The organism is Lentzea cavernae, assembly GCF_014653695.1.
Lineage (GTDB): Bacteria > Actinomycetota > Actinomycetes > Mycobacteriales > Pseudonocardiaceae > Lentzea > Lentzea cavernae.
The window spans coordinates 407,160-423,846 of sequence record NZ_BNAR01000004.1 but is presented as its reverse complement, the minus strand read 5'-3'; the positions used below and the strand labels follow the sequence as shown (position 1 = coordinate 423,846).

The following is a 16,687-nucleotide window of genomic DNA, read 5'->3' as shown; positions in this document are numbered from 1 at the left end:
ACACAGTCAGGTGAACGATTTGATCTTGACGCCCGTCGTGCCGCACTCTGCCGCAATTCCACGACGTGCGAGCGAGAGGTGCCATGGAGCACGAGGCGAACTGGTTCAAGGGCGCTGTCTTCTACGAGGTTCTGGTCCGCGCGTTCAGCGACTCCAACGGTGACGGCACGGGCGACCTGCGAGGGCTGGCGTCCAAACTGGACTACCTGGAGTGGCTGGGCGTCGACTGCCTCTGGCTGCCGCCGTTCTACGCCTCGCCGTTGCGCGACGGCGGGTACGACATCAGCGACTTCCGGGCGGTGCTGCCGGAGTTCGGCACGGTCGACGACTTCGTCCACCTGCTGGAGGAGGCGCACCGGCGGGGGATCCGGGTGATCACCGACCTGGTGCTCAACCACACCTCCGACGCGCACCCGTGGTTCCAGGAGTCGCGGCAGAACCCGGACGGCCCGTACGGCGACTACTACGTGTGGAGCGACGACGACTCGGCCTACTCCGACGCGCGGATCATCTTCGTCGACACGGAGTCGTCGAACTGGACCTACGACCCGGTGCGCGGCCAGTTCTTCTGGCACCGCTTCTTCAGCCACCAGCCGGACCTCAACTACGACAACCCGGCCGTCCAGGACGCGATGCTCGACGTCCTGCGGTTCTGGCTGGAGATCGGCATCGACGGCTTCCGCCTCGACGCCGTGCCCTACCTGTTCGAACGCGAGGGCACGAACTGCGAGAACCTGCCCGAGACGCACGACTTCCTGCGCAAGTGCCGCAAGGTCGTCGACGACGAGTTCCCCGGCCGCGTGCTGCTCGCCGAGGCCAACCAGTGGCCCTCGGACGTCGTGGAGTACTTCGGTGACCAGGGGGTGGGCGGCGACGAGTGCCACATGGCGTTCCACTTCCCGCTGATGCCGCGCATCTTCATGGCGGTGCGGCGGGAGTCGCGGTTCCCGATCTCGGAGATCCTCGCGCAGACGCCGGCGATCCCGGAGAACGCCCAGTGGGGCATCTTCCTGCGCAACCACGACGAGCTCACCCTCGAGATGGTCAGCGACGAAGAGCGCGACTACATGTACTCGGAGTACGCGAAGGACCCGCGGATGAAGGCGAACATCGGTATCCGCCGACGGCTCGCCCCGCTGCTGGAGAACGACCGCAACCAGCACGAACTGTTCACCGCACTGCTGCTGTCCCTGCCCGGATCGCCGGTTCTGTACTACGGCGACGAGATCGGCATGGGCGACAACATCTGGCTGCAGGACCGCGACGCCGTGCGCACGCCGATGCAGTGGACCCCGGACCGCAACGCGGGCTTCAGCGACTGCGACCCCGGGCGGATCTACCTGCCGGTGATCATGGACCCGGTCTACGGCTACCAGGGCCTGAACGTCGAGGCGCAGACCCGCAGCCAGTCCTCGCTGCTCAACTGGACGCGGCACATGATCGAGGTGCGCAAGCAGCACCGGGCGTTCGGCCACGGCGACTTCACCGAGCTCGGCGCGTCCAACCCGACCGTGCTGGCCTACCGCCGCACGCTCGGCGCCGACGTGGTGCTCTGCGTGAACAACCTGTCCCGCTTCCCGCAGCCCGTCGAGCTCGACCTGGCCGAGCACGCCGGCACCGTGCCGGTGGAGCTCACCGGCGGCGTGCGGTTCCCCGCGGTGGGGGAGCTGCCGTACCAGCTCACCCTTCCCGGCCACGGCTTCTACTGGTTCCAGCTGACCTCCGACGTGGAAGGTGGCGACAAGAAGTGACGACGAGCGAGGCCGTCGAGGTCGTCCCGGCCCCCGAACAGCTGGACCGCTGGCTGCACGCCCAGACCTGGTTCCGCGGGCGCGGGCCGGTCGAGTGCGAGCGCGTGACCGTCCTGCGGGAGGGCGACCCCGCGCTGGTGCACGTGCTGCTCGCGTGCGACGGGCGCCGCTACCAGCTGCTGCTGGGCGTGCGCGACGAACTGCCCGAGCGCCTGGTGCACGCCAGGATCGGCAGCGCGGGCGGGCGCCAGGTCTACGAGGCGGTGTACGACCCGGAGCTGACCGCCGTGCTGCTCGACCACTTCGAGAAGTCCTCGGAGGTGGCGGACCTGCGGTTCCGCGGCGCCCTGCCGCCCAGGTACACCGACGCACCGGTCGGGCGGCCGTTCCCGGGCCTGCAGCGCAACTTCTCGATCGTCTACGGTCAGCGGCACGTGCTGAAGTTCTTCCGCGAGCTGGTGCCCGGCGACAACCCGGAACTGGTGCTGCACACCGCACTGCACTCCGTCGAGGACCCGCACATCGCACCACCCCTGGGCGCCCTCGAGTCCGAACTGGACGGTGAACGCACCACGTTCGCGGTGCTGCACGAGTTCGTGCCGCTCGGCTCGCTCGGCTGGCCGATGGCCACCGCCAGCGTGCGCGACTACCTCGCAGGCCCCGCCGAGGACCCCCAGAACGCGGGAGGCGACTTCGCCGCCGAGGCCCACCGCCTGGGCCGCGCCGTCGCCCGCGTGCACGCCGACCTGCGGGAAACGCTCGGCACCCAGGCCTCCGGCCCTGCCGACGAGTTCGTCGCGGCCCTGCACCGCCGCCTGGACGCCGCCCTGCTGGAGGTCGAGGCGCTCGAGCCGTTCGAGCAGGGCCTCCGCGCCCGCTACGACGCCGTGCTGGCGGACCCGCGCCCGCTGCGCCTGCAGCGCGTCCACGGCGACCTGCACCTCGGCCAGGTGCTGCGCTCCCCGCTCACCTGGGTGCTCGTCGACTTCGAGGGCGAACCGCACGGCACCCCCGCGGACCGCGCCCGCACGCGCCCCGCGGAACACGACGTGGCCACCGTCCTGCGGTCGCTGCACTACGCGGCGGCCCAGCTGCTGGTGGGCGCGGAGGACGTCGCCACCCTGCTGCCCAGGGCGGCGCGGTGGCTGGCGCACAACCGCAAGGCGTTCTGCGACGGGTACGCCGAGGTGTCGCCGGACCTCCTGCCCGACGGCGCGCTGCTGTGCGCCGTGGAGTTGGACCGGGCGGTGGTGGAGGTGCGGCACGAGCAGCGGTACCGGCCGGAGTGGACGGTGATCCCGTTGTCGGCGATCGCGGAGGTGTTGACCGGCGAACCCGTCTGGACGGCCTGACGGGGTTGGTCCGCGGCCAGTCGTCGGCGTGTGTGCGCCGATGACTGGCCGGTGGTGGTGAGGGCTGCTGGGGCGGGCGGCCGCGGGCTGTGGGCGGGCCGGTGGTGAGGGCAGCGGTCAAGCCAGTCGTGGGCTGCGGATGGGCTGGTGGCTGTGGAGGCTGCTGGGCAGGTCAACTGTGGGCTGCGGGCGGACCGGTGGTCACGTGGGCCACTGAGCAGGTCAGCTGCGGAGTGCGGCGGGCTGGTGGTGGCTGCGGGGGCGGCAGACCTGGTCAGCGTGGGCTACCGGTAGACCGGTGGTGGTCATGAGGGCCGCTGGCAGGTCGGCCGCAGGCTGCTGGCGGTGTTGAGGCCCGCTGGCAGGTCAGCTGCGGAGTGCGGGTGGGCTGGTGATGGCTACGAGGGCGGCAGAGCAGGTCAGCCGCAGGCTGCGAGCACGCCGGTGGCGTGGCGAGAGCCGCCAGACAAGCCAGTCGCGGACCGCGGCAAACCAGCGGCGGTCACGAGAGCGCGGATCCACCCCGGACCGCGGGCAACCCGCTAGCAGTCGCCGCGATGAACCTCTGCAGCGCAGGCCGGAACGGCGGGAACACCGCCGCGATCGCAGGCTCCCGAGCGTAGAGCTCAGCCAATGCCGCCGGCGGCTGGGTGATCGGGTGCAGCCGGCCGACGAACGCCCCAGCGGCGAACACCACGGACGCGCCCTCCTGCCCGGTCAGCTCCGGGCACGCCCCGACGATCCGCTCGCCGACCCGCGCGTACATGCCGATCGCCCACACCTTGTAGGTGCGCAGCACCTCGACCGACACGTTGTGCTCCAGCATCGTCTCTGCGTGGCTGACCAGGTCGCAGTACAACGGCCGTTCGGCGAACGAGTCCGCGAGAGCGGCGGCCATCTCGTCGATGCCGGACGCGTTCGTCAGCCTGTCGCTCGCCGCGTCGGCCCAGTCGGTGCCGTCGTTCATGGTGAGCTGCAGGTAGATCTCTTCACGGGTGCCGAAGTAGCGCAGCACGTTGGACTTCACCAGGCCGACGGCGGTCGCGATGTCGCCGAGGCTGACCCGTGCGACGCCGGCGTCGAGCGCGAGGCCGCGGGCGGCGGTGAGGATCGCCTCCCGCCGCTGCTCCTTCTGCTCCGGGTGCCGGGCCCGGCGGAACGACGCGTCCATGTGAGATGGAACCCTACCAGGAGCTTTGGTTAAAAGAACGGTGTTCCCTTAGTGTGTGCGACCACGCAGTCGCCGCCTGGGAAGGCCCGTTCCATGACGCAGCCCCGCTCTCTGTCCACGACGGTCGACGAGTTCGTCGAGGCCTTCAACGACAACGACCTCGACCGGGTCATGGCGTTCTTCGCGGACGACGCCGAGTACGAGCCGGGTGACGGCGCTAAGCACCAGGGCAGGGACGCGATCCGCGCGGAGTTCGCGCCCCAGTTCGCCGGCAGGTACGGCGCGATGCGCTTCGACGTGCACGACAAGCTGGTCGACGAGTCCGGTCGCCGCGCGGCGATCCGCTGGGCGTGCCGGATCGACATCTCCGGGACGCGCGCCCGTGGCGTCTACCCCCTGCTGCGGTTGTACGGGTTGCTGCGCTACGGCTCCCGAATGGTCTGGCAGGGGATGGACGTCCTCCACTTCGACGCCGACGGGCAGATCACGGGCAAGTACTCGTACGCCAACTTCAAGGTTCCGCCGATGCAGCGCGACCGCGGGAAGGCGTGGACCGCGGCCGCCTGAGACCGGCGGGTGTGGCAGGGTCGGCGGATGGCGCGTTTCAGTCATCCCGACGACCTCCGCGGTGCCGAGTTCGTCGACGTGAGCCTTCGCGGTGCCCGGTTCACCCGGTCGGATCTGTCCGGTGTGGTCATGAGGGCGGTCGAGGCCGGGGGCGCGGACATCGACGCGCCGTGGCTGCTCAGCGGCCGGAGTGCGTTGTGGGTCAACGGGGTCGACGTCGTGCCGTTCGTCGAGGCCGAGCTCGACCGGCGCTTCCCCGGCAGGAGCGAGCGGCGTGCGGAGGGCCCGGACGCGTTGCGTTCGGCGTGGGACAAGGTCGAGGCGGCCTGGGCGGCGGCGGTCGAGCGTGTGGCGGGAATGCCGCCGGGCACGGAGGACGTGCGGGTCGACGGTGAGTGGTCCTTCGCCCAGACGCTGCGGCACCTGGTCATGGCGACCGACACGTGGCTCGGCGGGGCGGTCCTGGAGATCGAGCATCCTTACCACCCGCTGGGCCTGCCGAACGCCGAGTACGAGACCGACGGCTACGACCTGGCCGTCTTCTCCTCCGGCACTCCGTCCTACGCCGACGTCCTGGAGGTGAGGGCCGGCCGGGTGGCGATGGTCCGCGACTTCCTCGCCGGGGCGACGGAGGCGGACCTGGCGGTGGTCAGGAAGAACCCGTGGAACCCGGAACACCCGGAATCCGCGTCGTCCTGCCTGCACACGATCCTGGAGGAGGAGTGGGAGCACCTGCGCTACGCCACCCGCGACCTCGACACGATCGCGGCACGGGTGGAATAGCGAACGCCGGGGTGCACAGGCACCCCGGCGTTCGCTCAGGTCGTCAGCCGCGGTGCCACTTCTGGTTGGCGCCGCCGACGCAGTCCCACATGTGCAGGACGGCGTCGTTGTTCGGGTTCCACTCCGCGATGTCCACGCACTTGTTGGCCTGCGGGTTCACCAGGTCACCCGCGCCGGTCAGCACGAACTGCTGAGCCGCGTTGCCGGAGCAGGTCGCGAGCTGCACGGCCGCGCCGTTGGCCGTCGAACCCCACGCCACGTCCACGCACTTGTTGTTCTCCGTGCGCACGGTGCCGTTGACGAACTCGAACTTCTGGTTCGTGCCGCCCGTGCAGTTCCACACGATCAGGCGCTGGCCGTCGGCGAAGTTCCAGTTCGGCACGTCGATGCACTTGCCGTGCCAGTCGCTGACGATGCTGCCGCCGGTGGGCTGGGGGGTCGAGCCGCCGCCGAACGGGGTGAGGATGATCCCGGCCGAGCGCGGGTCGCCGTCGTGCACCAGCGACTCCTGGGCCTGCACGTCGTCGAACGCGAACCCGTACGCCTTGCCGTCCACCATGTTCTGGTGCACCAGCCGCGAGTAGTGGTTGGTGATCGCGCCCTGGTAGAAGTCGGCGGGGCCGCCGCCGGGCTGGACGTCGATGCGGCCGAGCGTGGAGCGGTGCAGCGCGGCGCACAGGGTGCGCGCGATCGGGCCGACCACCTGGTCGTTGGGTGCGTGCAACGCGCCGTCGCAGCCCCACACGTTCGAGGTGGACGGCTTCGCGAACGACGCCACCTGCTGACCCGAGGTGTTCGTGAAGTTCATGTTGTTGCCGGACGTGCGGCCGAAGTACTTCACGTCCGGACGGTCGCCGAAAGGCTGCACGGTCAGCGTCTTGCCCGTGTAGGCGTTCCACGCCTGGGTGATGTACGAGTCCAGGTAGTTGCGGTCGAAGTTGCCGACGTCGGCCGCCTTGCCCGGCGCGAGCACGCGCAGCACGGTGCCGTCCGAACGGGACATGATCGACCCGCCCCAGCCGGACTGGTTGCGGATGCCGTTGATGACGGCGTCACGCCCACCGGACTTGAGCTCGCCGGTCTTCTTCGTGGCGCCGCTCGCGCCCGTCACCGTCACCGCGTGGGGCACGGCGAACATGTCCACCTGGGAGCTGTTGAGCCACAGCCCGCTGTCGTTGTAGGTGAACTCGCTCCAGTCGAACAGGATGCCGCTGTTCGGGTCGCCGCCCGCCCACGGCGCCGGTTGCACCAGGCCGTCGGGCGTCAGGAAGAACTTGAGCTTCTCGCCGAACGACATGTAGACGCGACCGGAGATGAACCGGGGCACGCGCAGGGTGGCGGTGCCGCCCTGACCTGGGCCGGCGATGGACACGTCCGGTGCGGGCGTGGGCGGGTTGCCGCCCGGCGACCACGGCGTGAAGGCGCCCGCCTGGTTGACGTACCCGAGGCGTCCGTTGCGGATGTCGGTGCCCAGGACGTACAGGTGCACGGATTCAGAGCGTCCGCTGTTGTTGGTGATGTTCAGGGGCAGCAGGTCGGGGCCGATCGCCTGTGCCGGCGGAATCGCCACGGCCACCGACGTGGCCACCGCCACTGCGGCGAGCGCGCTCCACCACTTCGTTCGAGTACGCATGTGACTCCTTGTGCAGGGGTGCTCCGTCAGCAGGTCCCCCGACCGGTTCAGGGCGGTCGAAGGCCTCCGCTCCGAGAACTGGTCCAGACCGGTTATGAGAGCGCTTCCATGGTTGATCGCGGGGACGAGCCCTGTCAATACCGGGACGTCGGGCGCCGGCGCGTTAGTCGTGCGAGAACGCGGGTAGCCGAGGGAGTCCGCACCCGATCCGGAGGAGAACGATGAGCGACACGACCACAGTCGACAGGTTGCGCACGGTGCTGACCGACGTGTCCTACCCCGCGGACAAGGGGCAGCTCGTCGACCACGCGTCCCGCAACAACGCCGACGAGGACACCGTGCACGCGCTGCACTCGGTTCCGGAGCGCCTGTACGGGTCGTTCGACGAGGTGCTGGACGTGGTCGACATCGACCAGAGCCGCGAAGCCTGAGGAGCCGCCTCTCCCGTTGTGCAGACGGGCCGGACTGCCCATACGGTCGGGTGAGGCACGAAAACCGCCACGAGGTCGGCACCGGAGCTCTCCGATGCCGATCTCGTCGCCTCGAGCAGATCCAGGACGCTCTGATCGCGCGACCCCGCCCCTCAGGGCAGTCGCGGGGCGGAGCGCGCTCTGGGCACCCGCACGTCCGACGGCCAGGGCCGGAATGGGAGCACCGATGAAAGATCGCAAAGCGGTGCGGATCCCCGCGCCCGCGGGCCGGCCCCGGCTGGACGGCGACGTGCCCGTCATCGCGGTGGTCGGCGGCGGGATCGCCGGTCTGGCGTCGGCCACGCTGCTCGCGGAACGGGGCGCGCGGGTCGTGCTGTACGAGCGCGAGACGTATCTCGGCGGCCGGGTCGGTGGGTGGCACACACAGCTGGCGGACGGCAGCGACGTCACCATGACCCGCGGTTTCCACGCGTTCTTCCGCCAGTACTACAACCTGCGCGCGTTGCTGAGGCGGGTCGACCCGGACGGTCGTGCGCTGACCGCGATGCCCGACTACCCGCTGTGGCACGCGCGCGGCGACCGCGACTCCTTCGCCGGCATGCCGACGACGGCGCCGTGGAACGTGCTGGCGTTCCTGCGGCGCAGCCCGACGTTCCGCTGGCGCGACCTGCCGGCCATGAACCCCGAAGCGGCCCTGAAGCTGCTCGACGTGTCGGTCCCCGGTGTCTACGACGAGCTCGACGGCCTGGACGCGGCCGACTACCTCAACCGGGTCCGGTTCCCCGAGGCCGCGCACGCCCTCGCCTTCGAGGTGTTCTCCCGCAGCTTCTTCGCGCACCCGAGCGACATGTCGGCCGCCGAACTCGCCGTGATGTTCCACATCTACTTCCTCGGCTCGAACGAGGGACTGCTCTTCGACGTCGCGGCGGACCCGTTCCCGCACGGCCTGTGGGACCCGCTGGGCCAGCGCCTCACCGAACTGGGCGCCGACGTGCGCACCGGTGTGGGCGTGCAGTCGGTGGAACGGGGCGGGGCAAGGCGTTTCACCGTGACCACGGGGGACGGTGTGCTCGCCGCCGACGCCGTGGTGCTCGCCGCCGACGTGAAAGGGCTGCGCCGGATCGTGGACTCCTCGCCCCGGCTCGGCGACGCGGGCTGGCGCGAACAGGTGGCGGAGCTGCGGACCGCACCACCGTTCCTGGTGTCGCGGTACTGGCTGGACAAGCCGGTCGACCGGCCCGGTTTCATCGGCACCAGCGGGTACGACCTGCTCGACAACGTCAGCGTGCTCGACAAGTACGAACACGAGGCGAGGGCCTGGGCGGCGCGCACCGGCGGTTCGGTCGTGGAGCTGCACGGGTACGCCATACCGTCCGATGTGGACGAGGGCGAGGCCAGGCGGCGGCTCTGGGAGCAGCTGACCGAGGTCTACCCCGAGACCAAGGGCGCCACTGTCGTCGACGAACGGCACGAGTGGCGGTCCGACTGCCCGCTGTTCCCCGCCGGTGGATACGAGGACAGGCCGCAGGTGAACACACCGGACGACTTCCTCGTGCTGGCAGGGGATCTGGTGCGCATCGACCTGCCGGTGGCGTTGATGGAGCGCGCGGCTACGACCGGTTTCGCCGCGGCCAACCAGCTCCTGGGCCGGTGGGGCGTCTCCGGGACCGATCTGTGGACGGTTCCCGTCGAAGGCCGCGTGCCGCTGCTGCGCGCCGCCGCGCGCCGGCGGAGGTCGGCGTGAACGTCGGTGTGGAGCCCGGTGCGGTCGTGCGCGGGCAGGCCGGGGGAGTGCGCGCCCTGGCCGTGCCGGCGTGGGTCTGCGGTGCGCTCGTCGTGCTGGCGCAGATCGTCTACTCGATGACCGATCCCGACGCCCGGTTGTTCACGACGGTGGCCTCGGTGATCGCGTTCGCGGTGGCGTCGGTCTGCGACGCCCTGGCCCGTTTCGGCCCGCGTGCGGCGGTCCTGCTGGTGGTGGTCGCCGGGGGCGGAGGTCTGCTGGCCGAGACCATCGGCGTGCACACGGGTTTTCCGTTCGGGGACTACCGCTACACGGGTTCGCTCGGCCTGGAGGTCGCCGGCGTGCCGGTGGTCGTGGCGCTGGCGTGGGTGATGATGTGCTGGCCGGCGCTGCTCGTCGGACGGTCGCTCGCGCGCGGTTCGACCTGGGCGGTCGTGGGGATCGGTGCGTGGGCACTGGCGTCGTGGGACGTGTTCCTCGACCCGCAGATGGTGGACGCCGGTCATTGGGAGTGGGCCGCTCCGTTCCCCGCACTGCCCGGTGTGGACGGTGTCCCGCTGACGAACTACGCCGGCTGGCTGCTGGTCGCGGTGCTGATGATGGCCGCGCTGCACCGGAGCGTCGGAAGGCCGCGCGTCTCCCGGGAACTCGACCTGCGGGCAGGACCCGCCCCGGTGCTCTACCTGTGGACCTACGGTTCCTCGGTGTGGGCGCACGCGGCGTTCTTCGGCCGTCCCGCGGTGTCCCTGGTCGCCGGGCTGCTCATGGGACTGGTGGCGGTGCCGTTCGCGCTGGCGTTGTGGCGGGCGCATCGGTGAAGAAGTTCTTCGACGTGGCGGTGCGCGGTGCCGCCGCCGGTGCGCTGGTGGGCGCGGCGCACGCCCTGGTGAACGCGCGGCTGATGCGGGTGCCGAGGGCTGATCCCCCGCTGTGCCAGGAGAAGGTGTCGGTGCTGGTGCCCGCGCGCGAAGAGGCGCACCGGATCGCGCCGACGATCAGGTCGTTGCGGGCCCAGCGCGGTGTGCCGGAGCTGGAGGTCGTCGTGCTCGACGACGGGTCGTCCGACGGCACGGCCGACGAGGTGCGCCGGGTCGCGGGTGACGACGAGCGGATCCGCGTCGTCACGGGACAGGCGCCGCCGTCCGGGTTGCCGGGCAAGCCGCACGCCTGCGCTCAGCTGGCCGATCTGGCACGAGGCGACGTGCTGGTGTTCGTCGACGCCGACGTCGTCCTCGCGCCGCATGCGATCGCCGCCGCTGTCGCGTTGTTGCGGGAGAACGACCTCGACCTGGTCTCGCCGTTCCCGCGCCAGCTCGCCGACGGGGCCGCGGCGCGTCTCGTTCAGCCGCTGCTGCAGTGGTCGTGGCTGGTGTTCCTGCCGTTGCGCCTGGCCGAACGCTCGCCCCGGCCGTCGTTGTCGGCGGCGAACGGGCAGTTCCTTGTGGTGGACGCCGCCGCCTACGACCGCAGCGGAGGCTTCGCGGGGATCGCGACCGCGGTGCTCGACGACATCGCGCTGATGCGGGCGGTCAAGCGCAGTGGCGGCCGCGGCGTCGTCGTCGACGGCAGCACCGTGGCGGACTGCCGGATGTACGAGGACTGGGCGGAGGTCCGGGACGGGTACGAGAAGTCGCTGTGGTCGGCCACCGGCAGCCCGGCCGGCGCGACCGCGCTGTCCCTCGTGCTCGCCTGGCTGTACGTCCTGCCGCCGATCGCCGCGCTCGCCGGGTCGCGCGCGGGTGCCGTCGGGTACGCGGCAGGCGTGGTCACCAGGGTCGTGACGGCACGGCACACCGGCGGGCGCGTGTGGCCCGACGCCCTCGCCCACCCCGTGTCGGTGTCGGTCCTGCTGACGCTCATCGCGCGGTCGTGGCGAGCCCGGCGGGCAGGGCGGTTGCGGTGGAAGGGCCGGACGTTGCGGGAGAGCACCTGACATGGCACATGTGGTGGTGATCGGCGCCGGCATGGGAGGCATGGCCGCGGCCGCGCGGCTGGCGAAGGCCGGGCACGAGGTCACCGTGTACGAGCAGGCCTCCGGCCACGGCGGCAAGCTCGGCACCCTGCGGCGGAACGGGTTCACCTTCGACACCGGACCGTCACTGCTGACGCTCCCGCACGTCTACCGCGACCTCTTCGCGGCCACCGGCGCACCGCTCGACGACCTCGTGGACATCGTGCCGGTCGAACCGACGTGCCGATACCGCTTCCCGGACGGCACCGAACTGGACGTGCCGCACGCCGAGGAGCACGTGGAGGCTGTTCTGGCCAGCGCCTTTGGGCCTGAGGCGGCCCGGCAGTGGCGGGCGGTGCTCACCGACGCCGAACGGTTGTGGGGCCTCGTCGGCGAACCGGTGCTGCAAAATCCGCTGAACGGGGTGCGGGACCTGCTGCGCCGGTCGGCGAGCGTCCGCGACCTGATGAGGATCGCACCGTGGCGCACGTTGCGCGGGGTGGGCCAACGGCGCCTGACCGACCCGCGCCTGCGCATGCTGCTCGACCGCTACGCCACCTACAGCGGCTCCGACCCGCGCCGCACACCCGCGTTGATGACGGTGGTCCCGTTCATCGAGCAGCGCTTCGGCGGCTGGTACGTGCGCGGCGGCCTGCGCAGGCTGGGCGACGCCCTGCACGAGCGCTGCCTCGACCTCGGCGTGCGCTTCCACTTCAACGCCGAGGTCACCGCGATCGAGTCCGGCAGCGGCGGGGTCACCGGCGTGCGCCTGCGCGACGGCGAACGGCAGCGGGCGGACGTCGTCGTGTCCGATGTGGACGCCGAACACCTCTACGGCGAGCTGCTCACCGACCGCCGCTCCCACCGTCCACACCGGATGCTGCGCAAGACCCAGCCGTCGCTGTCGGGATACGTGCTCCTGCTGGCCCTGCGGGGGAAGACGCCCGATCCGGTCCACCACCGCGTGCTGTTCCCCGCCGACTACGACGACGAGTTCGACTCGATCTTCGGCCGCCACCCGCGCCCGGTGCCGGACCCGGCGGTCTACGTGTGCGCGCCGGACGACCCCGCCGTCGCCCCCTCGGGGGACGAGGCGTGGTTCGTCCTGGTCAACGCGCCACGTTACGGAGACGTCGACTGGACCGCGCCGGGGCTCGCCGACTCCTACGCCGACCAGGTGCTGCGCGTGATGGCCGAGCGTGGCCTGGACGTGCGGGACCGGGTGCGCTGGCGGGAGATCCGCACACCGGCGGACTGGGCCCGCGACACGGGAGCGGTGGGCGGGTCGATCTACGGCTCGTCGTCCAACGGCCCGCGGGCGGCGCTGCTCCGGCCGGCGAACCGGGCTCCGGTGCCTGGGTTGTTCCTCGTCGGGGGCTCGGCGCATCCGGGTGGTGGGTTGCCGTTGGTGGCGATGTCGGCGGGGATCGTGGCTCGGCTGGTCGGTCCTGCCTGAGGCGCACGGCCTGCCTGCCCGCCGATCGGGCTTCGGCGCCTGCTCGGGCGCATCCGGGTGGTGGGTTGCCGTTGGTGGCGATGTCGGCGGGGATCCTCGCCCGTCCGATCGGTCCTGCTTGAGGCACACGGGCGGCCTGCCCGCCAACCGGGCTCCGTACCTGTCTCGGTAGCTCTGTGCATCTGGATGGTGGGCTGCCGCTCGTGGCGGTGTCAGCGCTGACCGTGGCCCGCCCGATCGGTCCGGCGGACCGGTTCCGCGCATCCGAGAGGCGGACTGCCGCTGATGGCAACGTCAGCGCGGATCGTCGCCCGCCTGATCAGCCCTGCCTGACGCGAACGGCCCCGTCCACGGACGACCGGCGAGCTCCCTCCGGACCCCGGCCGCGAGCTGGGCGAACCCGGCCACCGCGCACCCCGCCCACACCAGCGCCGACACCGCGGCCCAGCTCCACCCGGTGACGGGGGTCCCACCCGGCGCCAGACCCGCACCCGCGCACGCGATGGCCACCACGATCACCCTGGTCGGGCGCTCCGCCACCGTGATCGCGCCCGCCGAGGCCATGCCCACGGCCTGGGCCTTGGCCCGCGCGTACTCGTGCAGCAGCACCGACACACCGATCGCCGCGCACCACCACGCCTGCGCACCCAGGACCAGCAGGACCAGCACCAGCGCCAAGTCCGACAGCCGGTCGCAGACCGCGTCCACCACCGCCCCCAGCGGACGCACCCGCCCGGTGCGCAGGGCGACCGCGCCGTCCAGTCCGTCCAACACACCGGTCGCCACCACCAGCAGCAGCGCCGCCAAAGCCCAGAGCCCGCCTCCGGCAGCTGCGGCGACCGCACCTGCGGCGGCCAGCACGCCCGCCAGCGAGAGCACGTCGGGGTGGACGCGGTCCACCGGGCCCGCCAGGGCGTGCACGAAGCGCAGCCAGCCGACGACGAGCCTGCTCTCGGACACGTCCTCGCCGTGCAGCCGGGACCATCCGGCGACTGGGTTCGCCTTGTCACCGGTCATGGCACCACCGTAAGCCGATGGATGACGGCGTGCAGGTTCGGGTACTTCCCGATCATGCATGTACTCCGCGCCGTGGTTGCGGGCACGTCGGACGCGCTGCGCGGCCGGGACCTCCTGCTGTGGGCAGCGGGGCTGACGTTCTTCTCGGCGCTCGGGCTGGTGCCGCTGCTGCTGCTCGCGCTGCGTGGGGTGGCGTTGCTGTTCGGGCCGGAACTCGTGGTCGACGGTGCGCGGACGGTCGGCGGTTCTCTGCCGAGCGCGCACGACCCCACCGCCGTGCTGGTGCAGCTGGCCGAGGCGGCGACGACCACCTCTTGGCCGTTGCTCGCCGCGTCGCTGTTCCCGGCGACGCTGTATGGCGAGGGGCTGCGGCGGGGGCTCGTGCAGGCGGCCGGGGAGCACCCGACCAAGTGGACCGGGTGGGCCGGGCGGATCGCGTTCCTGCCCGTGCTCGTCCTGGCGCCCCTGCTGGTCGCGCTACCGCTGTGGTTCGCGTCGGTGGTCGGTCCGCTCTACGAGGCCGGGGGCTGGTCCACGGTGCTGGGGGTGGTGCTGTCGTTCCACCTCGACATGGTGCCGATCTGCGTGACGGTGGCCCTGGTGTTCGCCTTCGTCGGGCCGGTCGCGCTGCCGCTCAAGGTGGTGCTGGCGGCCGGGGTGGGTGTCGGCGCGACGCTCACCGGCTTCCTGCACGGGTTCGTGGTGTTCCTCGCGATCCCCGTGGACTGGGCGATTCCGTACGGCGGCCTGGCGGTTCCCGGTGCGGTGGCGGCGATCGGGCTGTGGTTGTTCGTGCTGCACGGCCTCTTGCTCTTCGGGTACCGGATCGCGCTCAGCACCTACGACGTGCTCAGCGCTTGACCCCGACGCGACGTCAGGGTCTTCGCTGGGGGCATGCCGCCGATCTTCCTCACCTATCTCGGGTCCCACCTGCTCAGCCTGCTCGGCAACGGCATCGCGGCCGTGGCGCTGCCGCTGATCGTGTTGCAGACGACGGGCAGCCCGCTGGCCACCGCCGCGCTGGCGGGCGCGACCGCCGTCCCGGCCGTGGTGGTCGGTCTGCTCAGCGGGGTGGTGATCGACCGGATGAACCGGCGGACCGCCTCCGTGGTCTCCGACGTCATCTCGGCCGCGTCGGTCGCCGCGCTGCCTCTCGTCGACCTGGTGTGGGGCCTGAACCTGACGTGGTTCGTCGTGCTGGGGATCGTGGGCTCCTTCGGCGACGTGCCCGGGACGACGGCCCGCGAGGTCCTGGCGCCGATGGTCGCCCGGCACACCGGTCTCGACCTCGAGCGGGTGATCGGCCTGCGCCAGACCACGACCTCCGCCGCGCTGGTGATCGGACCGGCGGCGGCCGGCGTGCTGCTCGCCGCCTTCGACGCCACCTCGGTACTGTGGATCACCGCGGCGACCTCGGCGGTCGCGGCGGTGCTGACGCGGACCCTGCCGCGCCGGCTCGGCGAGGTCGAGGCGAGCGGATCACCTCGACGGCCGGTCCTGCGCGAGCTCGGAGAGGGCGTGGCGGTGGTGTGGCGCAGCCGGTTCCTGCTCGGCACGTCGGGTCTGCTGCTCGGCCTGGCCGTGGCGCTCGGCGGGCTGCAGGGCCTGGTGCTGCCGCTGTACTTCACCCTCGTCTCCCGGCCCGATCTGCTCGGTCTCGTGCTCACGGCGCTGGCCTGCGGAATGCTCGCCGGTGCCGCGCTCTACACCGGCATCGCCCGGCGGCTCCCACCGCGGGCGGCGCTGTGGACCGGCCTGGGTGTGACCACCGCCGGGTTCCTGCTGATGGCGTCCCTGCTCTCCCCGGCCGTCGTGTTCGCGGGGGCCGCGGCGCTCGGGCTGGGCAACGCGGTGCTCGGTGCGGTGATCGGCGTGCTGCAGGTCCAGCGGACCGCCGACGCCGTGCGCGGGCGGGTGTTCAGCGTGAACACCGCCCTGCTGACGATCGCGGCACCGGCGGGCATCGGCCTCGCCGGGGTGACGGCCCAGTACGGGTCGCCGGTCGTGGCCGGGTTCAGCGTGGCCGGGGTGTGGGTCCTCGTGCTGCTGGCCGTGCTGCTCTCCCGCGCCCTGGCGGACCTGGAACCGCAGGAGGTGTCCGGTGCTCAGCGGTGAGCTCGCCGAACTGGCGGGCGTCACCGTCCGCACGTTGCGCCACTACCACCAGATCGGGCTGCTGCCCGAGCCCCCGCGCAGCACCGGCGGCTACCGCCACTACGACGTCGGCCACCTCGTCCGGTTGCTGCGCATCACGCGGATGACCGCCCTGGGCCTGCCGTTGTCCGCACTGCCCGCCGTGCTGGACGACCAGGCCGCCGCGGACGAGCTGCTCGACGAGCTCGACCGCCAGGCCGCCGCCGACGTCGAACGGCTCACCGCCCGCCGCGCCGGCATCGCCGCGCTGCGCGGCAGCGGCGCCCCGCCCGACCTGCCCCCGGAGCTGTTGCGGTGGCACCCGGCCCTGGCGGCGGGGGTGCCGGACGACATGGCCCGCTACGAGCACGAGCAGCTCCTCCTGGCCGCACACCTGCTCGGCCCGGCGGGGGTGGCCGCCCTGTTCGGCGAGAACGGGACGATGAGCGCGTCCGCAGCGTTCGCGGCGCGTTTCTACGCCCTGGGACCGGAAACGCCGGACGACGAGGTCGCGTCGCTGGTCGACGACCTGGTCGCCCACGTGGAACCGCTGATGGCACGACTCGCCGACCTGTTCCCGCGCGACCCGCGGGCCGCGGCCCTGATGGACGAACTGAGCGAGCGGATGCTCGAACCCGTGCAGCACCAGGTTCTGCGCCAGGTCCAGCAGCGGCTGGGCGGGTGGGTGTGACGCACCC

General features: G+C 71.8%; 15 protein-coding genes. 12 read left to right on the top strand and 3 right to left on the bottom strand.

Translation table 11 applies throughout. From position 1 onward, the window contains the following. The first annotated feature begins 83 nt into the window (after window positions 1-83). Both treS and IE307_RS15950 read left to right on the top strand, forming a co-directional pair. The gene (gene treS / locus IE307_RS15955; RefSeq protein ID WP_191298723.1) at window positions 84-1,751 is read left to right on the top strand and encodes a maltose alpha-D-glucosyltransferase; all 1,668 of its coding nucleotides are present in this window, start codon (window positions 84-86) and stop codon (window positions 1,749-1,751) included. Then, window positions 1,748-3,103: a maltokinase N-terminal cap-like domain-containing protein gene (locus IE307_RS15950; protein WP_191298722.1), complete on the top strand. Its 1,356-nt coding sequence runs from the start codon at window positions 1,748-1,750 to the stop codon at window positions 3,101-3,103. Before treS ends, IE307_RS15950 begins: the two co-directional genes overlap by 4 nt. Before the next feature lie 502 nt (window positions 3,104-3,605). On the opposite strand, the gene IE307_RS15945 is transcribed toward IE307_RS15950, so the two are convergent. Further along, entirely contained in the window at window positions 3,606-4,274 is a 669-nt protein-coding gene (locus tag IE307_RS15945; RefSeq protein ID WP_191298721.1) for a TetR/AcrR family transcriptional regulator, read from the bottom strand. A gap of 93 nt (window positions 4,275-4,367) precedes the next feature. Between IE307_RS15945 and IE307_RS15940 the strand changes: the two genes are divergently transcribed. Both IE307_RS15940 and IE307_RS15935 read left to right on the top strand, forming a co-directional pair. Next, the gene (locus IE307_RS15940) at window positions 4,368-4,841 is read left to right on the top strand and encodes a YybH family protein (RefSeq protein WP_191298720.1); all 474 of its coding nucleotides are present in this window, start codon (window positions 4,368-4,370) and stop codon (window positions 4,839-4,841) included. A gap of 27 nt (window positions 4,842-4,868) precedes the next feature. Continuing rightward, window positions 4,869-5,624, top strand: coding sequence for a DinB family protein (locus tag IE307_RS15935; RefSeq protein ID WP_191298719.1), 756 nt, complete (start codon window positions 4,869-4,871; stop codon window positions 5,622-5,624). Between the two features lie 43 nt (window positions 5,625-5,667). Here the strand turns inward: IE307_RS15935 and IE307_RS15930 are convergent, their stop codons facing one another. Continuing rightward, complete coding sequence (locus IE307_RS15930) at window positions 5,668-7,257, bottom strand: glycoside hydrolase family 64 protein (RefSeq protein WP_191298718.1); 1,590 nt, start codon at window positions 7,255-7,257, stop codon at window positions 5,668-5,670. Between the two features lie 221 nt (window positions 7,258-7,478). Between IE307_RS15930 and IE307_RS15925 the strand changes: the two genes are divergently transcribed. The 5 genes from IE307_RS15925 (at window position 7,479) to IE307_RS15905 (ending at window position 12,839) form a co-directional block, all read left to right on the top strand. Continuing rightward, entirely contained in the window at window positions 7,479-7,688 is a 210-nt protein-coding gene (locus tag IE307_RS15925; RefSeq protein WP_191298717.1) for a DUF2795 domain-containing protein, read from the top strand. A gap of 226 nt (window positions 7,689-7,914) precedes the next feature. Beyond that, window positions 7,915-9,432, top strand: a complete 1,518-nt coding sequence (locus IE307_RS15920; protein WP_191298716.1) for an FAD-dependent oxidoreductase — start codon at window positions 7,915-7,917, stop codon at window positions 9,430-9,432. After that, window positions 9,429-10,250, top strand: a complete 822-nt coding sequence (locus IE307_RS15915; RefSeq protein ID WP_229904748.1) for a carotenoid biosynthesis protein — start codon at window positions 9,429-9,431, stop codon at window positions 10,248-10,250. The genes IE307_RS15920 and IE307_RS15915 overlap by 4 nt, the downstream gene beginning before the upstream one ends. After that, a complete protein-coding gene (locus tag IE307_RS15910; protein ID WP_229904747.1) occupies window positions 10,247-11,365 on the top strand; it encodes a glycosyltransferase family 2 protein in 1,119 nt (372 codons plus the stop codon). The genes IE307_RS15915 and IE307_RS15910 overlap by 4 nt, the downstream gene beginning before the upstream one ends. Before the next feature lies 1 nt (window position 11,366). Continuing rightward, window positions 11,367-12,839 (top strand): phytoene desaturase family protein, encoded by a 1,473-nt coding sequence (locus IE307_RS15905; RefSeq protein WP_191298715.1) that lies wholly within the window; start codon window positions 11,367-11,369, stop codon window positions 12,837-12,839. 294 nt (window positions 12,840-13,133) lie between these two features. Here IE307_RS15905 and IE307_RS15900 read toward each other — a convergent pair whose 3' ends face one another. Continuing rightward, window positions 13,134-13,856: a CDP-alcohol phosphatidyltransferase family protein gene (locus tag IE307_RS15900; RefSeq protein WP_229904746.1), complete on the bottom strand. Its 723-nt coding sequence runs from the start codon at window positions 13,854-13,856 to the stop codon at window positions 13,134-13,136. Between the two features lie 54 nt (window positions 13,857-13,910). Here IE307_RS15900 and IE307_RS15895 point away from each other — a divergent pair, with 54 nt between their 5' ends. The 3 genes from IE307_RS15895 to IE307_RS15885 are packed head-to-tail and all read left to right on the top strand — an operon-like array spanning window position 13,911 to window position 16,680. After that, on the top strand, window positions 13,911-14,717 hold the full coding sequence (locus IE307_RS15895; RefSeq protein WP_191298714.1) for a YhjD/YihY/BrkB family envelope integrity protein: 807 nt from the start codon (window positions 13,911-13,913) through the stop codon (window positions 14,715-14,717). Window positions 14,718-14,750: 33 nt separating this feature from the next. Continuing rightward, complete coding sequence (locus IE307_RS15890) at window positions 14,751-15,971, top strand: MFS transporter (RefSeq protein ID WP_191298713.1); 1,221 nt, start codon at window positions 14,751-14,753, stop codon at window positions 15,969-15,971. Next, the gene (locus tag IE307_RS15885) at window positions 15,958-16,680 is read left to right on the top strand and encodes a MerR family transcriptional regulator (RefSeq protein WP_191298712.1); all 723 of its coding nucleotides are present in this window, start codon (window positions 15,958-15,960) and stop codon (window positions 16,678-16,680) included. Before IE307_RS15890 ends, IE307_RS15885 begins: the two co-directional genes overlap by 14 nt. Window positions 16,681-16,687 lie beyond the last annotated feature (7 nt).